The 22,355-nt window shown below is 39.9% G+C and carries 21 protein-coding genes; 4 read left to right on the top strand and 17 right to left on the bottom strand.

Annotation, left to right across the window (positions count from 1 at the left end; all coding sequences use genetic code 11):
* Positions 1 to 81: 81 nt before the first annotated feature.
* From IQ283_RS02365 to IQ283_RS02320, 10 genes are all read right to left on the bottom strand, one after another.
* On the bottom strand, positions 82 to 1,320 hold the full coding sequence (locus IQ283_RS02365) for a multidrug effflux MFS transporter (RefSeq protein WP_194218556.1): 1,239 nt from the start codon (positions 1,318 to 1,320) through the stop codon (positions 82 to 84).
* 214 nt (positions 1,321 to 1,534) lie between these two features.
* Complete coding sequence (locus IQ283_RS02360) at positions 1,535 to 1,789, bottom strand: hypothetical protein (protein ID WP_194218555.1); 255 nt, start codon at positions 1,787 to 1,789, stop codon at positions 1,535 to 1,537.
* Positions 1,790 to 1,970: 181 nt separating this feature from the next.
* A complete protein-coding gene (locus IQ283_RS02355) occupies positions 1,971 to 2,162 on the bottom strand; it encodes a hypothetical protein (RefSeq protein ID WP_194218554.1) in 192 nt (63 codons plus the stop codon).
* Between the two features lie 69 nt (positions 2,163 to 2,231).
* Positions 2,232 to 2,759 (bottom strand): DUF6241 domain-containing protein, encoded by a 528-nt coding sequence (locus IQ283_RS02350; protein WP_194218553.1) that lies wholly within the window; start codon positions 2,757 to 2,759, stop codon positions 2,232 to 2,234.
* 37 nt (positions 2,760 to 2,796) lie between these two features.
* The gene (locus IQ283_RS02345) at positions 2,797 to 3,486 is read right to left on the bottom strand and encodes a DUF6241 domain-containing protein (protein WP_194218552.1); all 690 of its coding nucleotides are present in this window, start codon (positions 3,484 to 3,486) and stop codon (positions 2,797 to 2,799) included.
* A complete protein-coding gene (locus IQ283_RS02340) occupies positions 3,487 to 4,014 on the bottom strand; it encodes a sigma-70 family RNA polymerase sigma factor (RefSeq protein ID WP_194218551.1) in 528 nt (175 codons plus the stop codon).
* A 260-nt stretch (positions 4,015 to 4,274) separates the two neighbouring features.
* Complete coding sequence (locus IQ283_RS02335; protein ID WP_194218550.1) at positions 4,275 to 5,540, bottom strand: LysM peptidoglycan-binding domain-containing protein; 1,266 nt, start codon at positions 5,538 to 5,540, stop codon at positions 4,275 to 4,277.
* 153 nt (positions 5,541 to 5,693) lie between these two features.
* Complete coding sequence (locus IQ283_RS02330; protein WP_194218549.1) at positions 5,694 to 7,067, bottom strand: hypothetical protein; 1,374 nt, start codon at positions 7,065 to 7,067, stop codon at positions 5,694 to 5,696.
* 232 nt (positions 7,068 to 7,299) lie between these two features.
* Positions 7,300 to 8,751 carry a cell wall-binding repeat-containing protein gene (locus IQ283_RS02325; RefSeq protein WP_194218548.1) on the bottom strand — a complete coding sequence of 484 codons (1,452 nt, stop codon included), beginning with the start codon at positions 8,749 to 8,751 and terminating at the stop codon, positions 7,300 to 7,302.
* Between the two features lie 240 nt (positions 8,752 to 8,991).
* The gene (locus tag IQ283_RS02320) at positions 8,992 to 10,644 is read right to left on the bottom strand and encodes an alpha-keto acid decarboxylase family protein (protein ID WP_194218547.1); all 1,653 of its coding nucleotides are present in this window, start codon (positions 10,642 to 10,644) and stop codon (positions 8,992 to 8,994) included.
* Between the two features lie 166 nt (positions 10,645 to 10,810).
* Between IQ283_RS02320 and IQ283_RS02315 the strand changes: the two genes are divergently transcribed.
* The gene (locus IQ283_RS02315) at positions 10,811 to 11,296 is read left to right on the top strand and encodes a MarR family winged helix-turn-helix transcriptional regulator (protein ID WP_194218546.1); all 486 of its coding nucleotides are present in this window, start codon (positions 10,811 to 10,813) and stop codon (positions 11,294 to 11,296) included.
* A gap of 254 nt (positions 11,297 to 11,550) precedes the next feature.
* Here the strand turns inward: IQ283_RS02315 and IQ283_RS02310 are convergent, their stop codons facing one another.
* Positions 11,551 to 11,976 carry a hypothetical protein gene (locus IQ283_RS02310; protein WP_194218545.1) on the bottom strand — a complete coding sequence of 142 codons (426 nt, stop codon included), beginning with the start codon at positions 11,974 to 11,976 and terminating at the stop codon, positions 11,551 to 11,553.
* Positions 11,977 to 12,127: 151 nt separating this feature from the next.
* Between IQ283_RS02310 and IQ283_RS02305 the strand changes: the two genes are divergently transcribed.
* The 3 genes from IQ283_RS02305 to IQ283_RS02295 are packed head-to-tail and all read left to right on the top strand — an operon-like array spanning position 12,128 to position 14,945.
* Positions 12,128 to 12,727, top strand: coding sequence for a hypothetical protein (locus tag IQ283_RS02305; RefSeq protein ID WP_194218544.1), 600 nt, complete (start codon positions 12,128 to 12,130; stop codon positions 12,725 to 12,727).
* Between the two features lie 4 nt (positions 12,728 to 12,731).
* Positions 12,732 to 14,582, top strand: a complete 1,851-nt coding sequence (locus IQ283_RS02300) for a DUF6792 domain-containing protein (protein ID WP_194218543.1) — start codon at positions 12,732 to 12,734, stop codon at positions 14,580 to 14,582.
* A gap of 24 nt (positions 14,583 to 14,606) precedes the next feature.
* Complete coding sequence (locus IQ283_RS02295; RefSeq protein WP_194218542.1) at positions 14,607 to 14,945, top strand: hypothetical protein; 339 nt, start codon at positions 14,607 to 14,609, stop codon at positions 14,943 to 14,945.
* Positions 14,946 to 15,009: 64 nt separating this feature from the next.
* Here the strand turns inward: IQ283_RS02295 and IQ283_RS02290 are convergent, their stop codons facing one another.
* From IQ283_RS02290 to IQ283_RS02265, 6 genes are all read right to left on the bottom strand, one after another.
* Positions 15,010 to 15,726 (bottom strand): MurR/RpiR family transcriptional regulator, encoded by a 717-nt coding sequence (locus IQ283_RS02290; protein WP_194218541.1) that lies wholly within the window; start codon positions 15,724 to 15,726, stop codon positions 15,010 to 15,012.
* Between the two features lie 155 nt (positions 15,727 to 15,881).
* Positions 15,882 to 17,315 (bottom strand): FGGY-family carbohydrate kinase, encoded by a 1,434-nt coding sequence (locus IQ283_RS02285; protein ID WP_194218540.1) that lies wholly within the window; start codon positions 17,313 to 17,315, stop codon positions 15,882 to 15,884.
* Between the two features lie 10 nt (positions 17,316 to 17,325).
* Positions 17,326 to 18,798 carry an FAD-binding oxidoreductase gene (locus tag IQ283_RS02280; RefSeq protein WP_194218539.1) on the bottom strand — a complete coding sequence of 491 codons (1,473 nt, stop codon included), beginning with the start codon at positions 18,796 to 18,798 and terminating at the stop codon, positions 17,326 to 17,328.
* A 37-nt stretch (positions 18,799 to 18,835) separates the two neighbouring features.
* Entirely contained in the window at positions 18,836 to 19,630 is a 795-nt protein-coding gene (locus tag IQ283_RS02275; protein ID WP_198427138.1) for an SDR family oxidoreductase, read from the bottom strand.
* 264 nt (positions 19,631 to 19,894) lie between these two features.
* Positions 19,895 to 20,947 carry a M14 family metallopeptidase gene (locus tag IQ283_RS02270; protein WP_194218538.1) on the bottom strand — a complete coding sequence of 351 codons (1,053 nt, stop codon included), beginning with the start codon at positions 20,945 to 20,947 and terminating at the stop codon, positions 19,895 to 19,897.
* Between the two features lie 68 nt (positions 20,948 to 21,015).
* Positions 21,016 to 22,203 (bottom strand): M14 family zinc carboxypeptidase, encoded by a 1,188-nt coding sequence (locus IQ283_RS02265; RefSeq protein ID WP_194218537.1) that lies wholly within the window; start codon positions 22,201 to 22,203, stop codon positions 21,016 to 21,018.
* Between the last annotated feature and the right edge of the window lie 152 nt (positions 22,204 to 22,355).

Raw genomic sequence — 22,355 nt, 5'->3', positions numbered from 1 at the left:
CTTCGACAAATAACGGGGAGTGACAGGCACCAGCAAAATAAGACTGCTAAGCTACGCTTAGCAGTCTTAACCCATATTCCATCAACTCGCTTCGTTCGCAACAAGATACACTTTCTTGTTCCTTTTAACAAGAAAGACATATGCTCCTACAGCAATCAGTTCACATGCTGCAATCACAAGAGCCATTGATAAACCACCTTCCCCTAATCCTACTATTGGGGCAACAATAGCACCGAGAAGAAATGGTAATAAACCAAGTAATGCTGAAGCACTTCCGGCATGCTCTGCTTGATTTTCAAGTGCTAGTGAAAATACGGATGTATTCACCACACCTACACTTGAGACGGTGAAAAACAAAAGAATGCAAACATAGATAACAGGTGCATCCATTGCGATCACCATTAGCAATAAAAGACTGCTGATCATAGCTTGCGATAGACCGTAAACAAGCAGACGACTCTCCCCAATTTTTCCAGCGAGCCTTCCTGTGATTTGGGTCGCGATGATTAGTCCAACGCCGTTCAACGCAAAAACAAGACTAAACATTTGAGCAGAAAGTCCATACACTTCTTGAAGCACGAATGTGGAACCTGAAATGTACGCAAACATCGCACTCATCACAAATCCTTGTACGAGCACATAACCGAAAAAGATTTTATCTTTAAAAAGAAGTCCGTACGTCTGAAGAACCTCTTTGAACCCTCCTGTTTTTCGCCTATTAACAGGCAGTGTTTCTTTTAATCCAAATAGAACCGCAAAAAACATAATGGCGCCGATTACAGTTAATACGCCAAAAACACCACGCCATGATAAAAATTGGAGAAGCTGTCCGCCTGCAACTGGCGCAGCTATTGGTGCAATTCCATTCACAAGCATAAGTAGGGCAAAGTACTTCGTCATCTCTGTTCCTGAGAACTTATCACGTAGACTCGCTCTTGAAATCACCATTCCGGCTGCACCTGAAAGTCCCTGAAGTAAACGAAGGGCAATGAATGGCCAGATCGACGTCACAAACAGACAAAGTAACGAAGCGATCGTATAAATAGTTAGTGAAATGATGAGTGGCTTACGTCTACCCTGTATATCACTAAATGGTCCAACCACGATTTGCCCCAACGCTAATCCAATTAAACAAGCTGTTAAACTTAGCTGTGCCATAGACGCATTGGTTTGCAAATCATCAGCCAACGTAGGAAGTGCCGGTAAATACATATCAATTGTTAAAGGACCAAACGCACTAAGAGCACCAAGTATAAAAATAAAGAAATAAATGGATTTCTTTGAGCCGCTTGAGGTCGCTGTTAATTCTTCTTGTTTCATAATTGCTCTCCCCTCAATATCTTATAACAGAACAATCATAAACCCTCCAGTAACTGGAGGGTCAAGTTTTTTATTATCTTGAAGAAGAATTTAGTGGGAAGAGTAACTGAAAAGAGATAATGAATTTGTGAATTCAGCGTATCCTTAACCCCTACTTATTTAGAACCGACTCACTCCTTTTACCCCTTAGCACTCATATATGAACTAACCTTCTTCATTCTCGCCGATCTTTTATCATACGTTTTAGTTCTTCTGTTTCACTTAGCTGTTGCTCCTGGTAAGTCATGATCTGAGACAGTCCAAGCAGAATAACCCCAAAGAATAAGCTACTCCCAATAACATTCACACCACCAAACCAGGATTGAGATACATTCCACACAATGATGCCAGTGATTACTCCAAAAATAAGAATCATCCAGCCCACTAAGAAGGCGGCCACTTTAATCCCACTGTCTCTCTTTGTATTCATGATAGCACCTCATTTTTGTTATTATTTTAGAATTAATTGGTATTTAAATAGATGTATATAAACAGAAAGGCCACTAAAGACAAATGACTTGAAGCCACTTAGTGATTTCACCACAAGTTTCATTACCAAAATAAAACGGCGGGAGTTAAACAAACGTTTGTTTAACTCCCGCACCATTCATTTAATCGTCTTTTGAAACCCTCTTAACCTCTTGAAGCAACGGCTCATATAGGTCTGACCCTTTTTTCACATAATGAAGTTCCTTCACTCCAGGTACCTTCAAGCGTATTGCCCCGCTTTCCTTGTTGTACCACAACCTTAGTCCATCGAGAAAAACGGACTTTTCTGTTTCGGAAACTTCTAGTTTCATCATTTTTGCTCACATCCTTTACTATAGTTTTCATAACTTATCAATCTACTAATATTATCTAAATCTTACTTTTTAATAATGTTCTTCAACAAATGCGCTCTCTTCTTCAGCGCTTAATAAGCGTGTTGCTCTTCCTACCGTACCACTATTCATACTCCAAATTTGATTGTGAACGTCTACAGCATTTTCAAAATTCCCGTTTTTCCACTCTGTTAATGCGGTGTAGTATAAATCATAATGCTCATATGTGCCCTGATCTTTTACTTGATCGAGTGTCACTAGCATTTCTTCAATACGATCATCCGTCATTTCAACTAGCGTCCACTTATCATCGGCATAAACTTTTTGGTGCGTCATACCATGGAGAATATTCATAAAACGATTCTCGCTTGGAATATCGTTATCCTCAGTTGAACCCCCACCGTCATCGATGTAGCGTTCTGGATCAATCTCTTCCTTGGACTTCTCCCCGGAAGCTTCTGTCTGTCCTTTTTCTTCGGCTAAATTTGTATTAATATCTGATATAAACCAGTATGCAAGTCCGATCGTGAGAAGGACGGCGGATGTTATGGAAATAAGTAATATTTTTATTGATGGCATTTTTAATGCAACCCCTTAATTGTAATTAATGTATCCTTTAATCATAGTTCTTTTCTATAAACTCCTGTTCTTCTGCATCAGTCAACAACCGTGTTGCTTTGCCAGTTGTCCCACCACTCCACCTCCAGATTTGATTGTGTACATCCACAGCGTTTTCGAAGTTCCCTTTCTTCCATTGAGTTAGTGTCTCGTAGTAGAAATCATAATGTTCATAAGTTTCCTGACTTTTGACTTTGTCGAGAATATCCAACATATTCGCGATGCTCTCATCGTTCATTTCATAAAGACCCCATTTTTCATCAGCCAGTACTTTTTGGTGGGTCATGCCATGAATAGAGTTTATGAATTGCTCTTCAGTAGGAATTGAATTACGATTTTTCTTGATCTCATTTTCTGATGGAAATAATGGCAGTTTCTCTCCATCAATTAATTCTTTTGCTTCACGATCGGTAGTTTCATTCATTCCAGTGATTTTTCTGGAGCTTTCCTTATCACCTATTTGCTTTTTCACGATATTATTTGTATACCCATAGGAAGTGAAGATGATAAGAAGAATAAGACAGGATGCGATGGATAGAACTGGCCCCAATCGCTTAGGGCTTCTCTTAATTTCTCTAGATTGCAACGCCTTACGATAAAGCCGCTCCTTATCTACTTCACTTACCGCACCCTTTTTCAACACCGTTCTATTCATTTTATCCCGAAGATTTTTCAGCTTATCCTCCATCTACTCAACCTCCTTATAAAGCTCACGAAGTTGCAATTTAGCACGCCTTAATCTTGTTTTAACCGTCTCTGTTTTAATACCTGTTAATTCTTCTATTTCCTGAAGACCTAAATCCTCATAATAGAACAATATAATCACTTCTCGATATTTCACCGAAAGCGAAAGAACCTTCTGAGAAATCTCTTCCCCTTCGCTTTTTTGAACGAGTATCTCGTCAAGACCAGCCGCCACCTCCACCTTTTCATCCCCGCGAAAAGGAACCATCGACCTGAACCACTTACTCTTCAAATAATCTTTACATCGATTGACCGTGATTTTAAACAACCAGGTTTTATAGCTACTTTCTCCCCTGAAATGTTCTATGTTTTTAAAACAAGAAATAAATACTTCTTGCGTAATATCATCCGCTACCGCCCAATTTTTCACGTATGTATAAGCCAGCCGCTTAATCTGCTCGGCAAAGTCATCAATAAACTCCCTAACGATTTCATTTCTCTCAAACTCATTGTCTGTTTTTTTCTCCCCCAACTAGCTCCCCCCTGGATTCACCTGTATGATAGACGACTTACTTTTCGTTATCGGTTCAAAAATATACCATCTTTAGCAGTTTACGACCAGAATTAAATTCAAATCTTATCTAGTTAAAGATATCAACACAAAAAAGAACCGCAGAAAGTTCGCAGATTTCTGTGGTTCAAAAGTTCGTATATCGTTTTCAAGTACTTACATTCTTTCAACCATATGATCAGCTCTTCAAAGAACGAATGATACAATTTTGAATAGCTCTCTTATTTACGCACAAGCATATTCTTCTTCACATACGCCCAGTTCTGCGGAAACGAAAAGCGAAGCCTCCAGTAAGTCGTACCAAGCAAACCATAAACTTGCATTTGTTTGAATTTCGCTGTGACGCTTTGGATGTCTTCATACCAAACTGCGTGCGACGTATTTGCAAAGGTGTAGCGGTAGTTTGGCGCCTGTGCGGTTTGGTTGTATTGAATGGGAATCCACGCATTGACTGCTCGATTCTGGGCTATTTGCGCAGAAATCATTTGAGCTGGTTTAGACTGAATCGGCACCGTCCAGTCATATCCATACAAACTCATCGCCATCATGACTTTGCGTGCATCGATCTCCCCAGTGGCGTAAGTTAATACCTGTTCGATCCACCACACAGGTGAGATCGGGTCAGCTGGACCAATCGCGTATCCGTAGTCAATCGTCATAATGGAAACAATGTCCACAATCTCACCAACCGCCCTGTAGTCAAGAAAACCGACTAAACGGTTTGTTGGTATGTCGCTGCTTTTGGCATGCGCATTGAGTTGGAGTGTTAGATTACCCAGCCCTTTCTTTAACTCCATTAAAAAGGAGGTAAAATCATTTCTTCTCTCAGGTGGAACAAATTCGAAATCAATACTAATTCCTGCATAGCCTTTTTCTTTTAATTTCGCAACGAGATTTCGAACGAGTGTTGCTCGTCTTTCTTTATTTTGAAGAACCGTAGCGGCTAACTCCGCACTAAACATTTGCACGTCATAGTTACTGATGACAAGTAATGGCTTAATGTTTAATTGTTTCGTTTGCTTTAAGATTAGATCATCATCGATTGTAATAAGCTCGCCTTCAGCCGTGAATGAGTAAGTGAAGATAGCTAAATAGGTTATAGAATCTGCTAATTCATTCAACGTTTCTAAGTAAGGTGAGCCTTCTATTGCATCAAAGAAGACGAGGGTTTCCATAGGATATTTCTGCATAGTAGGAATGCGAATTCTTGCACCGATTGGAATCGTTGTCGGATTAATCGTAGGATTAGCTGCAACGATCGCTTGCACGGATGTTTTATATTTTTGAGAAAGGTTCCAAAACGTATCTCCCTCTTTAATTTGATAATATCGCTCAGGTAACTCTTGATCGGGGATATACAAATTCAAGCCAGGGACAAGCCGATCAGAAACGAGACCGTTCACTGTCTTCAAAGTGGAGATTGGGACACCATAGGTCATTGAAATTCGCCAAAGATTATCCCCCATTATTACTGTGTGGATCGCCATTGAATCTCCTCCTAATTATGCAGCAGACTATACTGTTAGTGTATTTTGGGAAGGAGAAGTTCATGATTCATCCTATATTTCGACATAACTTTTCATACTTCGGGCGGTGACAGGCACCGCAGGATTCAAACCTCTTGTGGAGCGTTCGTGAACTTACTCAAACCCGCAAGCCCCTTCCATCTCTAGCAAGCATTTTTCTTCCGGATCATACGAAGATACATCCGATGCTAGATAAGATCCAATAATCAGTTCTTCAATAGAATCTACTGACTGTTTAAGAGTCGTGTAATTGTCTTCAATATAGAGCGCTGTCGACACTAAAACCGTATCAGCTTTTGCAGCACCTGGGTTCTGATAGACATGCTCCTCCCACGTCCTTGCAATTTTGACCACTTTTTCATTAAACGTAGCAGCTTCCCATTCACCAAAGGTCCAATCGTCTTCTGGGTTAAGTGTTTGGGTAGTAACTTTCTTATCTGATTTATTGGCGATTTCTTTGCCTCTCCCTTCTTTGATCTTCAATTCCCCCTCTTGCATGCTAACAACATACTGCACCTCAAACAATTGCGTGGTTTCTGTACCTTTATTCACCGCCTCTACCGTCCCTATAACAAGTATTTCATTTCTTGATTGGTTCGAAGCATTATCAATTGAAAACTTGAGTGACGCTGTATCAATATAGCCTGTTGAGAAAGAATCATAGCTCATTTGATTTCTCCATGGTTCTCCTATCAAATCATAAGCATTCTCATAGTTTCCACTTACGACCGCAACATAAAATTCATTAATGAGAGCAGAAGCTGTGTCAATTGTAAGGATATTCTCTTCATGGCGAGATCCCCCTCCCGCATGATTATCGGAAACCTGAAAATCCAAGTTACTAAATCGCTCCACTTCCTCAGCTTCACTCATCACTATTAAGGCACCACCCTTAACAGCAATACTTCCTTGCGAATAATCTCCATCGAACTTTGAAAGTACTTTCTCTATGCCTGAGTCAACTTCACATAATACATAGAAACTAAGAAATGCACCGCTACCACTGTTAAATCCTATAACCACTTGTTCTTTCTTTTGATCATCAAGCATATTAGCCGTTTCTAGAATGTTAAGACTTTCAACACCTCCATAATTTTCGTGAGATTCATCTTCATAAACCGCTATCCATTTTTTATTTTCCAAATCATACTCATACACAGTGAGCAAATCATACTCTGGACCCTGCATAATTGTTACAAATTCTGGTATACCATCTCCATGAAAATCTACTTTCTTCACCGATTCCGCATCTCCGTGTGGTAAATCAAAACCCGATTCAATAATAGACTGGATTTCCTGGGGAGATATTTCTTCGCTATCAACTTCTTCCGAATTCTGATTAGATAATTCAGTTGTTTCACTAGTTGACGAGTTCTCCTCTTCTGTATTGGCCGTTTTGGTGTTTTCCGGATTGGAATCAGTCTTCTCCTCAATGGAACATGCAACAAGAATGAAAAACAAAAATATGAGTAATCCCGATTTCTTCATAATCACTACCTGCTTTCTCCAAGTTAATAATAAAAGTACTTTCGTTATAAAGAATGCTAAAGCAAACTGAGAAATAAGTGATTGAATTCAGAATTCCAAAGCCACCCTCCTAGATATCATAAAAACGAATAGAAAGAAATCGTGGAGCAAAGCCCCACGATCTCTTTTATCAATCTACATCCTCTTCGACAAATAGTTACACAGTTCGGGCGGTGACAGGCACCATCAACCATCAATCCAACGAAAGAATATCATCCTCTACACCAGGTCCAACAGCACTTGTTCCACCTAAAATAATATAATCAGTCGTTTGCTCTTCTTTAAAGAATTTATAAGTAGACTCTGGAAGCTGATTTTTCTTTGTTAGAATTGTTGGTGCACCAAACTTAGCTGCTAATACAGACCCAGTCAAAGCATCAGCGAATCCTTCACCTGTCGCTACAAATACGCCGTATGTTGGTAGCTTCAGCTTCTTCGTAACAGCTATTGATGTTTCATAACGATCATTTCCTTGTATCCTTGTTGGCGACGGTAGCTGTTTTTTCACTTTCTCACTAATCGCATTCGGTCCACCAATCACGTAGGTTTTTGTATAATTCGCCATCGCATCCTTAGTTGCTTTAGATAATTCATTTGAATCCGTTAGAAAGATTGGATGACCGTACATAGCTGCATATGGAGCCATGGAAAGAGCATCAGGGAAGTTCCCACCATCAACTACAACTGCTGTTCGATTCGGTAGAAGCGTCTCCGCAATCGCCGCTGCCGTTTCGTATCGATTCTCTCCTTGAATTCGATTAACGGTTAACTTCATATCTTTTTTCAGTTCATTTTCTACTGCTGACGAAACAGCATTCGGTCCACCAAGAATCGTAACCTTCTTCACGCCGAATTCTTTCATTAAATTCCTTACGCGCTTATCAAGCTTGGCTTTTGGGGTTAGAAGAATCGGTGCATCCATTTGGAATGCTAGAGGTGCCCCTGCTAGTGCATCGGGAAAAGTAGAACCGGTCGCAAGAACCACATTATCTGCTCCATTTGGCCACCCTGCTCTAGCAATCTCGATCGCCGTTTCATAGCGATCGTCACCTGAGATGCGATCAATATACTCCATATTCATGGCAGATAAAGCATACATGCTATCTGAACCACCGCCATTTAAATCAAGAGCTACTATATAATAAGTTCCTTCTGGAATCACGTATAGTTGAACTTGAACGCCGTCGTAAATCTCATAAGCATCTGGAGTCAACCCGTTCCCATTTCCATCGACAAGAAGAAAACCGAGGTCAATCCCACGCTGTGAAGCGCCTGAAACCACCAATTCTATCGGATTTTTCACTTCAATTTGATAGACGTCAACATCATCCCATTCAAACGTGCCATACACCGTATCATCGAGATTTAATAGATTCGCTCGATCCAACGTATCATTGGGTTCATTCTCCCAATAATCCGTTAGTGTTTTCACCTTGTTAGGATCACTCGATAGCTTGTCTTTTACCTGTGATTCAATTTTCTCTAAATCTTCTTTCGAAAAAGTAGTTCCTTTGTCCTGTTCCAGCTTCTTAATTTCATTCTTCCACTCATTATGACTATCACTTGCTGCATAACCTTTTCCCTGCAACGTTAATCCGCTTAATACTAGAAGACTAGCAACTAGATAAAATACCACTTTCCTCATTCAACCATCCCCCATTTTTCCCAAATAGTGTCATAAATACCACTCTATTATATAGGCACTAGGAACCAGAAACCATGGGAGGTTCTGTCGAAGCATAGGAAATATGAAAGAGGAATAAGGGTGACCTAGTGTCAATCTATGTCAGTTAGATGAGCTACTAAAATATGAAAAAAAGAGCCCGAATCATCAATAACAATGATTCGAACTCCCTATCATTCATTCCTTACGTTTTTCATTCCATCAATTATTCTGCGCCGCAAACTTCTTCGTTAACTTTGATAGCAGCTCAGGCGTATCGTCACGATGCATGACAACTTCGATAAAGCAAAGCTTCTCATCTTCTGCATTAGCACTAGCGAGCACCTGATCAAGCTCTTCCTCCGTCTCTGCTTTAAACGTCGTGAAGTGCTCCTTCGATCCAAACGCATGCGGAAGTTTTTGATAATCCCAAGTCGCAATATCGTTATAAACTTGCTCAGGTCCATGAATCGCGCGTTCAACCGTATAACCATCATTATTAATGAGGAAAATGATTGGCTTTAAACGATGACGCATGATCGTCGACAGTTCCTGTGCTGTTAGCTGGAATGACCCATCGCCGATAAACAAAAGATTTCGTCGCTCAGTGTCTGCGAGTTGAGAGCCAAGTAAAGCCGGCAATGTGTAACCAATTGAACCCCAGAGCGGTTGACCGATAAAACGTGCTCCCTCAGGTAAAGACATCGTCGCTGCACCGAAGAAAGACGTTCCTTGCTCAGCTAAAAGGACATCGTTTTTCTTCAAGAATTTACCCATTCGCTCATAAAACCACTTCTGCGTGATTTCATTTGAACTTGAAGAAACCTCATCCTCTGCTAATCGCGTTGGCTCCGCTTCTCCCTCATATTGATCCAGACGAGCAGCTAGTTCATCCATCGCCTGAATCATTGAAATAGGAGCGTATTTTGCTTCCTTCCGCTTCACGCCATACGGGTTAACCTCGACAACCTGTTCTTCCGTAAATTGATGAGAGAAACCACCCGTAATCGAATCACTAAGCTTTACACCAATCTGGAAAATAACATCGGCTTCGTCTACTCGTTTTTGTACCTCCGGAGAGCTCAGTTCACCATTATAAACCCCAATGAATTGAGGATGAGATTCTGGGAAGACTCCTTTTCCCATGCTTAATGTCGCAACAGGGTAACCTGTTTTTTCTGCAAAACGAAGCAATGCTTCACGTGCTCCGAAACGGTCCACTTCATAATCAGCTAAAATGACTGGCTGAGTCGCTTCATTTGCTTCTCTCGTAATCTCACGCACCATTTCATCCAGCACTTCCTCATTTCCTTCAAACGATAAATTTAATGGTGAAGCTGGTCTGTTAACCGGCTTATTGTACACATCAATTGGAAGATTAATATGTACCGGACGCTTTTCCATCCAGCATGTTTGCAGGACGCGGTCGATTTCCTGCGCCGCATTTTCTTCCGTTAAAGTCGTTTGCGCCACCGTTACTTCTTCATACATTCTCGCAAAGCGATCGAACTTCCCATCACCAAGCGTATGGTGAACAAGCGATCCATTTTTCATCACAGCCGTTGTTGGTGTGCCTGTTATTTTTACCACCGGCACGCGTTCAGCATATGCGCCAGCAATTCCGTTCACTGCACTGAGTTCTCCAACCCCAAACGTTGTAACAAGTGCACCCGCACCATTCATTCTTGCATATCCATCCGCAGCATAAGCTGCATTCAGTTCATTAGCATTTCCAATCCACTCCATTTTTCCATCCTCAAGAATCGTATCAAGAAACGCAAGATTATAATCTCCGGGTACGCCAAACATATGGCGAATCCCTAATTCAGATAAACGATCTAATAAATAATTTCCTACTGTATATGTTTGTTGCATCATTGAACACTCCTTAAATAACGTCAACTATGTTGACTTAATAAAAGGATATCAAACAAAATGATATAGGTCAAACTTATTGACTCTTTATTGGTGGCAAAAAGGACGCAGTGGTATACTAGGAAATACAATCAATGCGATATGTTCAAAGCTTCAGGGGGTAGTGATGAAGGAAAAAACGAACGAACAAATGAATGAAGTGTTAGCCATGTTTTACTTCGCCTACAAAACGTTCACAGAAGAACCGGATATTATGATTGAAGAGTACGGCATCCAACGCGTTCACCACCGCATTCTTTTTTTCATCGCACGTTTTCCTGGACTTAGTGTGAATGAATTATTATCACTGTTAGAAGTAAGCAAACAGGCGCTTCATCGACCAATGAAAACTTTAATCGAAAAAGAACTTGTCACAACATCAGAAGCGGAACACGACCGCCGTGTTAAACAGCTGTTTCTAACGGATAAAGGCAAACATTTAGAGGAAAAGCTGAGCAACACACAAAAACACCATCTCACTTCCATTTTTCAAGAACTAAAGCCCGAACAGGTCGATGCCTGGCAAACGATTATGGAGAAATTATCGGTTGAGCGGGATGGGTTTGAAGCGTGGAAAGATAAATTAAGAAATCATTCAGAGGAGTCTAAATGATTTCGTTTTGAGTAAATGGCTTCATAGATAACAGAAAACGAGGAGGTTTATGATGTTGTTATAAACCTCTTCGTTTTTATTAATGAGACATCTATTACATACCATATGATCCAAAAAATGACGCAGTTCACTTAATCAAACGTTTGTTTAAGTGAACCGCGTCATTTCATATGTTGTAAAACGCCGCTTATACAGCTTATCTTTTACGGGTAGATTACTCAGACTCTCCCCCATTAATCCTCGCAATCACTTCTTCAATAAAAAAACACCGTTCTCGTTTTTTCAAAAGGAAGCAGGCTGTTATCCCGATTAAATTTCGATAAATAGAAAATATAGACCGCCATCGATTTTAACGTATTCACGCATTCTTCTAGAATCAGCATGATATCTGTACCGTGTTGCTTTGTTTCTGTAAATAAAATTTCAAACGATGAAAATTTCCCTGTAACGGAAAGAACGATCAGTAACGTGTCTTCATCTGCCAGTCGGCTCGCAAAGTCTTCACTTTGGGCTACGGTGATATTCTTAGCAGACACTATAGTTAACTTATGCCCAAAATACTCCGGATCGTATAGAAAGCAATAGGTGAAAAAACACTCAACAGAAAAATTCCATTCATCAAAACGACAATAAATCAGACATAGCACAACTAGTACTAATGTCTCTACTTCGCTGACCAAACAAAAAATCTCTCAGTTACATTCCAAGAAAAGGATATCTATTGTATCTTTTAATAAGAGCCCTATAACAACCATATGAAGCTGGAGGATCACAATGAGATTAATTATTAGTCTACTCATGGTTTTATCTATATTTTTAGGAGGCTGTCAAATGAGTGAAGAAAATCAAACTACGGATCCAGAGAAAGTAGATACAGAGAAACTGCCGAATGTAAAAGCATTTGAAGATGAATTTACTAAGGGGTTCATTCAATCAATTAACGAAACAGAAGAAGGATTTTATCCTTTTCTTTCTGAAACTGGTGCTTATAGTATGAACTTTCCTCAAGAGGGCGTTATAGATGAAAGAGGATATTATGTACAAGACGGTACTGAAAAATATAGTATTGGTCTGAAAGATAATAATGTCAGTACTAGAATCAATATTAAATACTATCAATTTATGAAAGCTGAATTTATGGAGTCTAGCTTGCAAACGCTTGAAGAAAATTTTGATCTCCCTCTTCAATTTCAAGAAAAAAAACTTGATGGACGCACTATACAAAGAGCTTTTTATGAAGATGAAGATGGTTACTTTGGAGTAGTCGCCATGGTTCAGAACACAGAAAATAATGGAGCTATTGAAGTGACAACACTTTCAGAGTGTAGTAAGGGTAATGCCGACAGTCACTGTAATCAAGTTAAGAAAGATTACAAAACCACTATCTATCATTGGCTAGAATCCATTAAATTCATTACGGAAAGTGAGTAAACTTATGACGATTCAACTATCAAATTCTCGCGAGTTTCGTCTAAGAATAACAGAATTGGAGTATAGCAATCTTTCCGATAAAGAGTTCATTCAAGAAGTACAACAAATTTATCTTGAAGAATTCGGGGAAGTTCTTCCTGCTAACATAGATATCTTCCACTCATCGGAGTCTGTCAGACTTGAAGGAGATACTTCAGGTTATGACGGTACAGCAATTCATTTTAAATCAAAAGAAAATGATATCAATGAAATATATGTTATTTCACAGGGCTCCCAAGGAAATGACGATTGGACTTATAACATTAAAGCTATGTTTGCTGGTAAAGATTATTCACAAGCGCAGATGACAAATGAATTTGTTAAAGATGTAAAAAATGAATTTCAAATTTCAGAGAAAGACAATACTGTCCCGATAATCGGACTTTCTCATTCACTAGCACATAACAATAATACAACTGCTCTACTTTTATACAACACATTTGATGAAGTCTATAGTGTAAATGGTGCACAAACTAATTACTATCAGTTATTTGAGGCTGATACTAATTTCCAAAGAGAACTTGCAAAAACATTTTCCATTTCGCCTGATAACCGAAATGCTATCTACACTATAGACCCCAAAGCCCTCGAAGCCTTCACCAAAGATTACTACAGCCAAAAAGCAAAAAGGGTTCATCAAACCATCTCCTATGATGATCCGTTATATGGGGCAAGTGGTGTAAGAGGATTTGTTACTCTTGGGGAAGTAGACATGATCGATACAAACCCAACTTATAAAGGCATTCGTGAATTGGTTGATGAAATTCCTGACCATGTTATTGAAGACTTTCAGCAGCTTGCCATTAATTATACGGTTGCCTCTAAAAAAGATGGAAATGATCAAGTGATTAAGGATTTGGTAGGTTTCGATCCTGAACTATTAAACGGCAACCCAATCGCAAATATTTCTGGCACATATCTGCTCGACCAATCAAAATTTAGTGATATGGTCGAAAGCATGAACGAAAAAGTTCCTGACCTTCTCGATAATGTTCAGGTCATTACTCAAAACGCCGACACCATTTTCGGAAAGTTAGTAGAAGCCAACTATATTACAACTGACCAAAAAACCGAGCTTGTGCATGTCTTTGAGAAAGTAAAGAAAGATTTACAAGACATTGAGGATATTATTTGGAAAATGGATCAGATTCGCTTCGATTCAGTGATTCCCCAACCACCGCCTATCGCTGGAGATGCAATTTTGGCTTCCAGACTTTATCATAATTACACGCAGATTCTCTCGCAGCTTGAGACTTTAAATAAAGAAGAATACAAGAAACTTATGGATACGATCGTATCCAGTCATAGCATAGCTGAAATGCTTGAGGCCATTAGGTCTGGTAATAAATCCTATCAGGGTACAGATATGGTTTACTCCACAAGTCAGAATGGTGAGACCATTTTGGTGAATATATCCGCGTCTCTCCGCATGTATCGGGATGGAAAAACGGTTATTCAGGAAAAAGAAGAGGCAATCCGAAGGTTTGAGCTCGCTGTGAATAGAGAGATCGAGGAAGAATACTTAAAACAAAAGCATCAAGTTTTTACGAAAGTAAATGATATTGAGCAAAATCCAGCTCATTATAGCATGTATCTTCGAAAGCACATCTATTTCAGTCGATTAAGTAAAACCATTCGTCATATCTCTGTTCACGAATCTATTCCTCCTCTTCAAGGTGTTGATTTCGACTATGAGCTGTCTGCTCTTCGTAAACAAGTAACTAAGGGGTATGACTATATCGAAAAGTATCGAAAAGCTATTGAAGATTTGTTTCACGAAGATGACCGAGTTTCTACGCTTTTTTCACTCATTTAATGAGTTGCCTAAGGAGGGTTTTTCTTGAAAGAACTACATTCATTAACAGTAAGAGAACGAATTCTTGAATCCACAAGTCTATTACATAAGCAAAAACAGCTTCAGGATGCCATTGACGACATTCATCATATCGACGAACAGTTTCTAAATTTGGTACGGACTATTATCATTAGCGAAGATCAGCAAGGCGAAATTGTTAAAGCAATGGTAGAGGAAACCGAGCGTTATACAATGACAAACCGCACTCTGCTAACAGCTTTAGAAAACCAGTCTGAACAGGCTGTCAAATCTTTAGACAGACAGGCAGATGATCTAAAGGTTCAGAGTCTAACGATTACTTATGAAGATACTCCTTCTGCTTAACTTGTACACAAAAAGCGTCTCACCTCATTCCCCTATGAAGTAAGACGCTTTTCTAATACCGTGTTCACCTTTCGCCTCCCCCACTAATCCTCGCAATCACTTCTTCAATAAAAATAAAAAACACCGTTCTCGTTTTTTCAAAAGGAAGCAGGCTGTTATCCTGATTAAACTTCGATAAATAGAAAATATAATCCGCCATCGAGTTTAACGTGTTCACATACTCTTCTAGAATCAGCATGATATCTGCACCGTTTTGCTTTGTTTCTGTAAATAAATTTTCAAACGATGAGAATTTCCCTGTAACGGAAAGAACGATCAGTAACGTGTCTTCATCTGCCAGTCGGCTTGCAAAGTCTTCACTTTGTGTTACGGTGATATTTTTATTTGTGACAACTGTCAGCTTGTACGCAAAGTACTCTGCACTAATAAAAGATGGGCCAAGACCGTAGATGATCACCTTCTTATACTTTTGAAAAACAGAAACAAAATCATCAATAAGTTCAGGATCGAAGTTTTCCAAAAACTGCATTAGTCGCTCAATTTCGTTTGATTTTTTTTGTTTTTCAAGGTTGATTTGCTGCCCGCTAAAGTAAAGCTTGTACTGCTTAAAGTTATCGAAGCCTAATTTACGTACGAGTTTTGACACTTTAGAAGGAGAAACGTCACATAGCTCAGCAGCATCAATTATTTTTAACTTATCGTTTGTAGCAACAACATCCGATAATTTGCCGTGAACTTCTTCTTCTAATTTCGTTAAATGATTCGTATCTAATTTGATCATACTTCTTCCAGTCCTTTCACTTTGCTCCTGACTCGCGCAGCGAAAACAAGCAACCGTCATTTCCTATTAGAAAATAACGATTGCTTTTCTCCTAATTGAAACGCTCATGTCACAATTTACAATAGGTCTACCATAACATGATTCCCTAAGAAGGCTTAATTAAAAATCGGATAAGAAAGCTTTAATATTTCATCCGTATGCTTTCTAACGTTTTTCACAACTGTTTCGTTCAACTTGTTGTAGAATTCATAATGACTCTGCACTGGAGTGAACGTTTTTTCCGTTTTTACCATTTGCTCGATCGCCTCTGGGAACGTATCATACACTCTTAAATGCTTCGTTGCACTAATCGCGGCACCTAGACACGCGCTACTACTTCCCATGCGTCGGTGAACAGGTAAACCAAACAAATCAGCGATAATCTGCATGATCACATCGCTCTTTGAACCGCCGCCAATGACGACAACCTCGTTCAACTCAACATCAATTTCATCTAACATCTTATCAATGTTGTTTTTAATATTAAATGCAATCGCTTCCAGGATCGAACGATAAATGTGGTACCTAGAATGTCGTTGATCGAAGCCTAGCATTAACCCTTTTCGATAAGGCTTATCAGGTGAAGCTAACCAATCTAGGATCGTAATCAACCCTTCACTACCAACAGGAACTTCTTCCGCCTTACGATTCAAGAACTCTTCTTCCGAGATCCCTAACTTTTCTGCTTCCGTTACAAGCTCTTCACCGATTAACTTCTTAAACCAGCTAACCGTCCATAATCCACGTCGAATACCGTTAGATTCATAGACGTATTTAAAAGGAATGGATGCAAAGGTTGGAAAAAAGTTTTTCGCGTCCTCATAATAGTTGTCTCTTAATAACATGGAAGAAATAAAGGTACCCAATGAAATCATGATTGAACTGTCGTTCTGAATACCTGATCCAAGCACTTCCACCGCTTTATCGTTCGAAGTAGCAACGACTGGAATGCCTTCGCTTAAACCAAATTCCTTTGCAAGCTCATTACGAATGGAACCGAGCTTTTCACCTGGTTTCACAAGGTTAAACAGCATATCTCTTCGTAAGCCGTTCGCTTCAATTACGGCGTCATCCGTCGACCAATCTAACGTTTCACGGTCAATCGGCCAAAATACTTCCTGATTACCAGCCGTATCGTTGTATTCTCCCGTCAGCTGTAATCCTAAATAGCCAGAAGTTGTTGTCACATACTGTACGCGATCATCTTTGTGCTCATACGGTTTTGATAATCTAGCATCCATCCAGCTAATCGCTGGATGGGCTAAATCACCGTCTTCATTAAGTAAAACGCGACAGCATCGGATTGTACATAACCCGATTGCTTCGATTTCTTTCAGATTACCGTCGAAATTTGCTAAACAGTTTTTCACACCGTAATAAACACTATCCCATAAGTCATCGTCTGGGTGAATGACGACGCCTGGTTCAGGTGTTAAGGTTTCCCTTAACGCCTGTGAACCATAAGCGACTTCATTTCCTTCTAGGTCAAAGATCACTACTTTTGTACTTTGTGATCCATTATCAATCCCCATGATGTATCGATTCGCCATGATTTCCCTCCTAGCCTCTAATATACTTTTTCACTTCGCTAGGTTGAGGGAAAATCGTTCCGTGATTCATGATGCCTTTTGGATCAAACGCTTCTTTCAACTTCTCAAGCATATAGTATGCAGAACCGTGCTCTTCTTTTGTCCATTCAGAACGATACTTCCCAATACCATGGTGGTGACACATAGAGCCGCCAAGCTTCAACGTTTCTTCAATAATGATTTGGTGAATCGGGTGGTGATAAATGCGCATTTCATCTTCTGGTGCACAATTAATTGTGTAGTTGTAAACAAAATACATATTTGTTCCGTTCAAGTAGCTATGAGAAGAGTGACCGCCAAGCATCGTTAGCTCATCTGCACGATCAAACTCATTTTTAATCCGTTCGATAACATTGTTATAAAGTTTCGGAATACTTTCCCAGTCAGCCGACACTTCTGTTGTAAACCCATCATGAGTATTGTGATCAATCATATCTTGGATTTCGCGCTCAATGCGGCTTTCATCCCAGTTCAAGTTATTGAACCAGTTTTCAATTAGCGACGAATCTACTTTTTCAACAATACCCGACTGGAACTTTTCAACCGCTTCTTCAATACCTGTGTTAGTTGCTTCTACGATTCCTTTTGGACCTTCCGCCATGAAAATCAAAACGCACTTATCATTATAAAAATGTTTAAAATGCTGTCTTGCATCTTCTTCAGAATAAACGCGCGCAACAGATGGACGGTAACCATTCACCATGACTTCACGTAGCACTTTGATCCCAGTTTCAACATCTTTAATCAAGTAGCCGTGGAACGCATTATTCTCTGGATTGTGCTTGAAGATTTTCACTGTTACTTCTGTGATATAACAAAGCGCGCCTTCGTTCCCAATCGCGATGTGGCGAATATCTGGACCACCAGAACGTCTTGGAACGTTTTTAATTTTTGAAAGTTGTCCTTCTGGGAATACACACTCAAGACCAACAACCATATCTTCAATCGCACCATACAAAGTGGAAAGCTGACCAATACTTCTTGTGGAAACAAGGCCACCATATTGAGCAACTGGCTTGGACTGTGGTGAGTGACCAGTCGTATAGCCCAATTTACGTAGCTCATCTTCAAGCGTTTGAAGCTTCACCCCAGACTGAACCGTAGCCTGCATGTTGTACGTATCCATTTTAATAATTTCATTCATCTTAGAACCGTCGATGACGAGCGTCGTTTCTTTCCAGTTCTCAAGTCCACCCTCAGTGCCTGTTTTCCCACTTCTAGGGATCACGTTAATATTATTTTCATTACAGAACATGAGAAGCGTTTTAACTTCTTCCGTTGAATGAGGGAACACGATCGCCAGTGGTGCTGGAACATCGAGTACATTTTTCGTTTTTGCGTATTTCTTATAGCGATCAGCTGATGCATCGTAGAGCGCCTCTTCATTTGTTACGATTTGATCCTCAGAAAGTAGAGATTTTAACTCTTCTAATAGGTTTTTCATAATTGATTCTCCTTTTTAGTTATCATTTTTAATAGATTTATCGAACGAGGTAACCACCATCGACATTAAGTAACGTTCCATTTACATAGTTAGAAGCGTCAGATGCCAAGAAAACAACTGCTCCCATGAGATCCTGAATGTTTCCCCAGCGATTCGCTGGAATGTGATCGAGTATACGCTGGTTGCTTTCTACATTCTCTCTTGTCGCCTTCGTTACGTCTGTTGCAAAATAACCCGGCGCAATGCCGTTTACTTGAATATTGTATTGAGCGAGTTCATCGCAATACGCTTTTGTAAAACCTGCTAAACCATGTTTCGTAGCAGCATAGGCCGGAGACCATTGACCCCCAAGGTACGAAAACAGTGAACAAGTGTTAATGATTTTTCCACTTTTTTGTGGAATCAATTGCTTCGCTACTTCATGTGACAGTTCAAACGGCGCATCCAAGTTAACCGACACCATTTTATCCCAATGTAATCTCGTAAACTTTGTAACGTCAGGCTCATTGATGTTAATTCCAGCGTTATTAATAAGAATATCGATTTGTCCAAAAACTTCTAAACATTCATCAACAATCGCTTTACAAAAACCGTCTTCTGTCAGATTTCCAAGCATTAAATGATAACGAACACCTTCTGCTTCAATCAGTTTCTTCGTCTGGTCATCATCTTCTGCCATACTAACCGCAAAGATGTCGGCACCAGCTTTAGCTAATGCAAGTGCAAACCCCTGCCCTATACCTGAATTGCCTCCAGTGATAATTGCAACTTTTCCTTTAAGATTAAAAAATTCCATCGTAAAATCAGTAATTTGATTTAAATCGGGGTTCATACTCCATCTAGCCACCTTTCAGAATTGTTTAACTACGTTTAGTTTAAGCCTTCAGTAGTTCAATATCAAGTATATATAGAGAAATTTCTCTATAAATACTTATAAAAGTCACTAACAAGGAAAATTTTCTCCAAAACCATAAATACTTGTTACCCCTTCATCACCTTTTACATTAATAACAAGAAAAAGAGACAAACCTATTAAATCCCTAATAGGTTTGTCTCTTTCATTTAAACTGCCTTTTTTTTATAGCGTAATTTTTTCTTACTCCCCATCATAATTACTTTCGGGAAGAGTATCCCAGAATGTAGTATCGGCTGAATTAATTGAGTCATCTGCTAGAGCGTTTAGACTCGCTTTCATTGCCGTAACCGCTTGTTGGATTAAATAACCATTACTCTTCTGCCCGAGAACATAATCATCGCGATAATGATCGGCCATACCACGCATTTCAAAAAGAAGTGTTGCAATACCGTATTCCATCGCGAGTCCGTTTCGACTAATTGTTGGCGCACTTCCTCCCGGATACTTCGACAGTAGGCCATATCCTTTTGCTTCCACCGCGTTATAAACAACGGATCCGAGTTCTTTAGACTGCTCCACCACTTCTGGATCAACGTCTCCGTTTGTAGGATAAAGAATAGAACCAGACACAAGCTCGCCCGTGTCGCCTAACGTTGTTTGCGTCCCCTGATGATGAAGGTCAATCATATAATCCGGCGAATATTTTTGTAGCACATTCTCGTGTAGCGCCTGTGTTTCAGGCTGCTCGCGATCCACATGATCACGGTTAAGATCAACTTCGTTGGCATTATAGCGTGTATGCGTACCAGAAACATAGTCTTCTAATGAAAAATTCACATCACCTTCTGCCCCATCAACATTAAGTCGCGGTGCAATCAGCACATTCACGTTATCAAGGATATTCTGCACATTGTTTCCGTTCGAAGATAAATACTTAATCATCTCAAGAGCGCCTTCCGTCGTTAACGTTTCATTTCCGTGCTGCTGTGTTAAGAATAGAATTGTTGGATTATCTGGGTTCATGGTACCAAACTTAGCAAGGTAAAGATCTCTCCCTTTAACCGACTGACCGTACACTTCAAGCTCCAACGCTTCAGAGCGCTTATCGACTTTTTCTAAAAAGCTCACCATTTCTTCATAAGAATGCAGGCGTTCATTTTTTATCGTTTCATTGCCACCATAGTTCGGTCCATTCGGTCCGTTATCTCCCGCTAAAGCCGTATTCCCTGTTAAAAACGAACCAGACACAAGCATCGTTCCTGCTACTGTTAATGTAAGAATTTGTTTTTTCATATATATCCTCCTCTAAATCATCAATGATTGGTTGTGTTTCCGCTTATAAAACTCTGTATCTAACTGGACTATCGTTCTGTTAATGGGATGCTATCATAATCCTCAGGGTCAATTTCATAAACATCTTCGCTCACTACGCTGTCAATAATGCCATTAAGTCCAATTTCAACGGCCTTAATCAGCCTTCCTTTTTCCTTCTGACCATAGCTTTGCGTTTGACCAGTTACCTCAAACAGCACTGCGCCGCTTCCATTAAGTGCAAAGGAACCAAGTGCAGTACCAGGTAAATCAAGATTCTGTGGATACAGGCTAATATGATCAAATGGGGAATTCCCTCGTTCTTGCAGAGCGTTATATGCAGCAACATTTAACTGCTTTGAAAAATCACCATCATATGTATCAGCATACTCACTGTATTTCGAGCCTTCTTCACTTTCAGGATCAGGAACAAAATCCCCTGAAATCGAAAGCGTCACTTTATCATCTGTGCCTTCAACAAAATATTCGCCTTGATGATGCAAATCAACGAACACATCGACTACTCCATACTCACTCAACAACCCTTTGTAAACATCACGAACCGTTTGGGCTTCAGGAGTAATGTACCAGCCTGGATTCGAAGAGTTATTTGGAAAATCTTCAGGTTGTGGCACATAGTTAAGATTTGGATTAAAATCTCGGTTCACATCAAATCCCGGATTCGAATCATAATCCCAATATTGGTTCGTATACGTGTAGTAATTCCAGGATGGCAACGCACTAGCGAGCTGAGGGAAATCTTCCACAACTTCACTCCAGGACATATCATTTCCCCGTCTGTTTAACTCTGTCGCATCCGGGTTCACCATCGGCATGGCAACAATCGTCACTTCATTCCTGATTTTCTTTGCTTCTGGCGAATTCGAGCCAAGCTTCTGCAGTAAATTCAATAGTGCTGCCGTACCCGTTTTTTCATTCCCATGAATTTCGCTTTGTACTAAAATGACTTTGTCACCCGATCCAACTGTCGCCTTATAAATTTCACGGCCTTGATTGGAGTAACCTGCAACCTCCACATTAACCTGTCCCTGACTGCTTTTATCAATTTGCTGAAGTTTTTTACTTAGCTCCGCATGACTAATAAAACCAGAGATCGAGTATTCTTGGCTTTGCGCTTGCACTGGTTTGGCGTTCGGCGCTGCCATCGTAGGGCTAGCAAATACTGATGTCAATATCAGCGTGCTACACAACAACGTTACCTTTTTCTTTCGATTCATCTCATTCCTCCTCCGTTTTTAAAGACTCTACCACTCCGTCATTCTCGATTTCCATCTCCTTCCCTTTTAAATCTGGCGAAAACGAAACGTTTGGACTAAGGGTTATGGAGAAAATAGGTCGATTTACATGGGGGATTTTAACATCGTTATAA

Source organism: Pseudalkalibacillus hwajinpoensis (assembly GCF_015234585.1).
GTDB classification, from domain to species: Bacteria; Bacillota; Bacilli; order Bacillales; family Guptibacillaceae; genus Guptibacillus; species Guptibacillus hwajinpoensis_B.
Note: the sequence above shows the minus strand (reverse complement) of the source record. Positions and strands in the feature narration are given on the sequence as shown.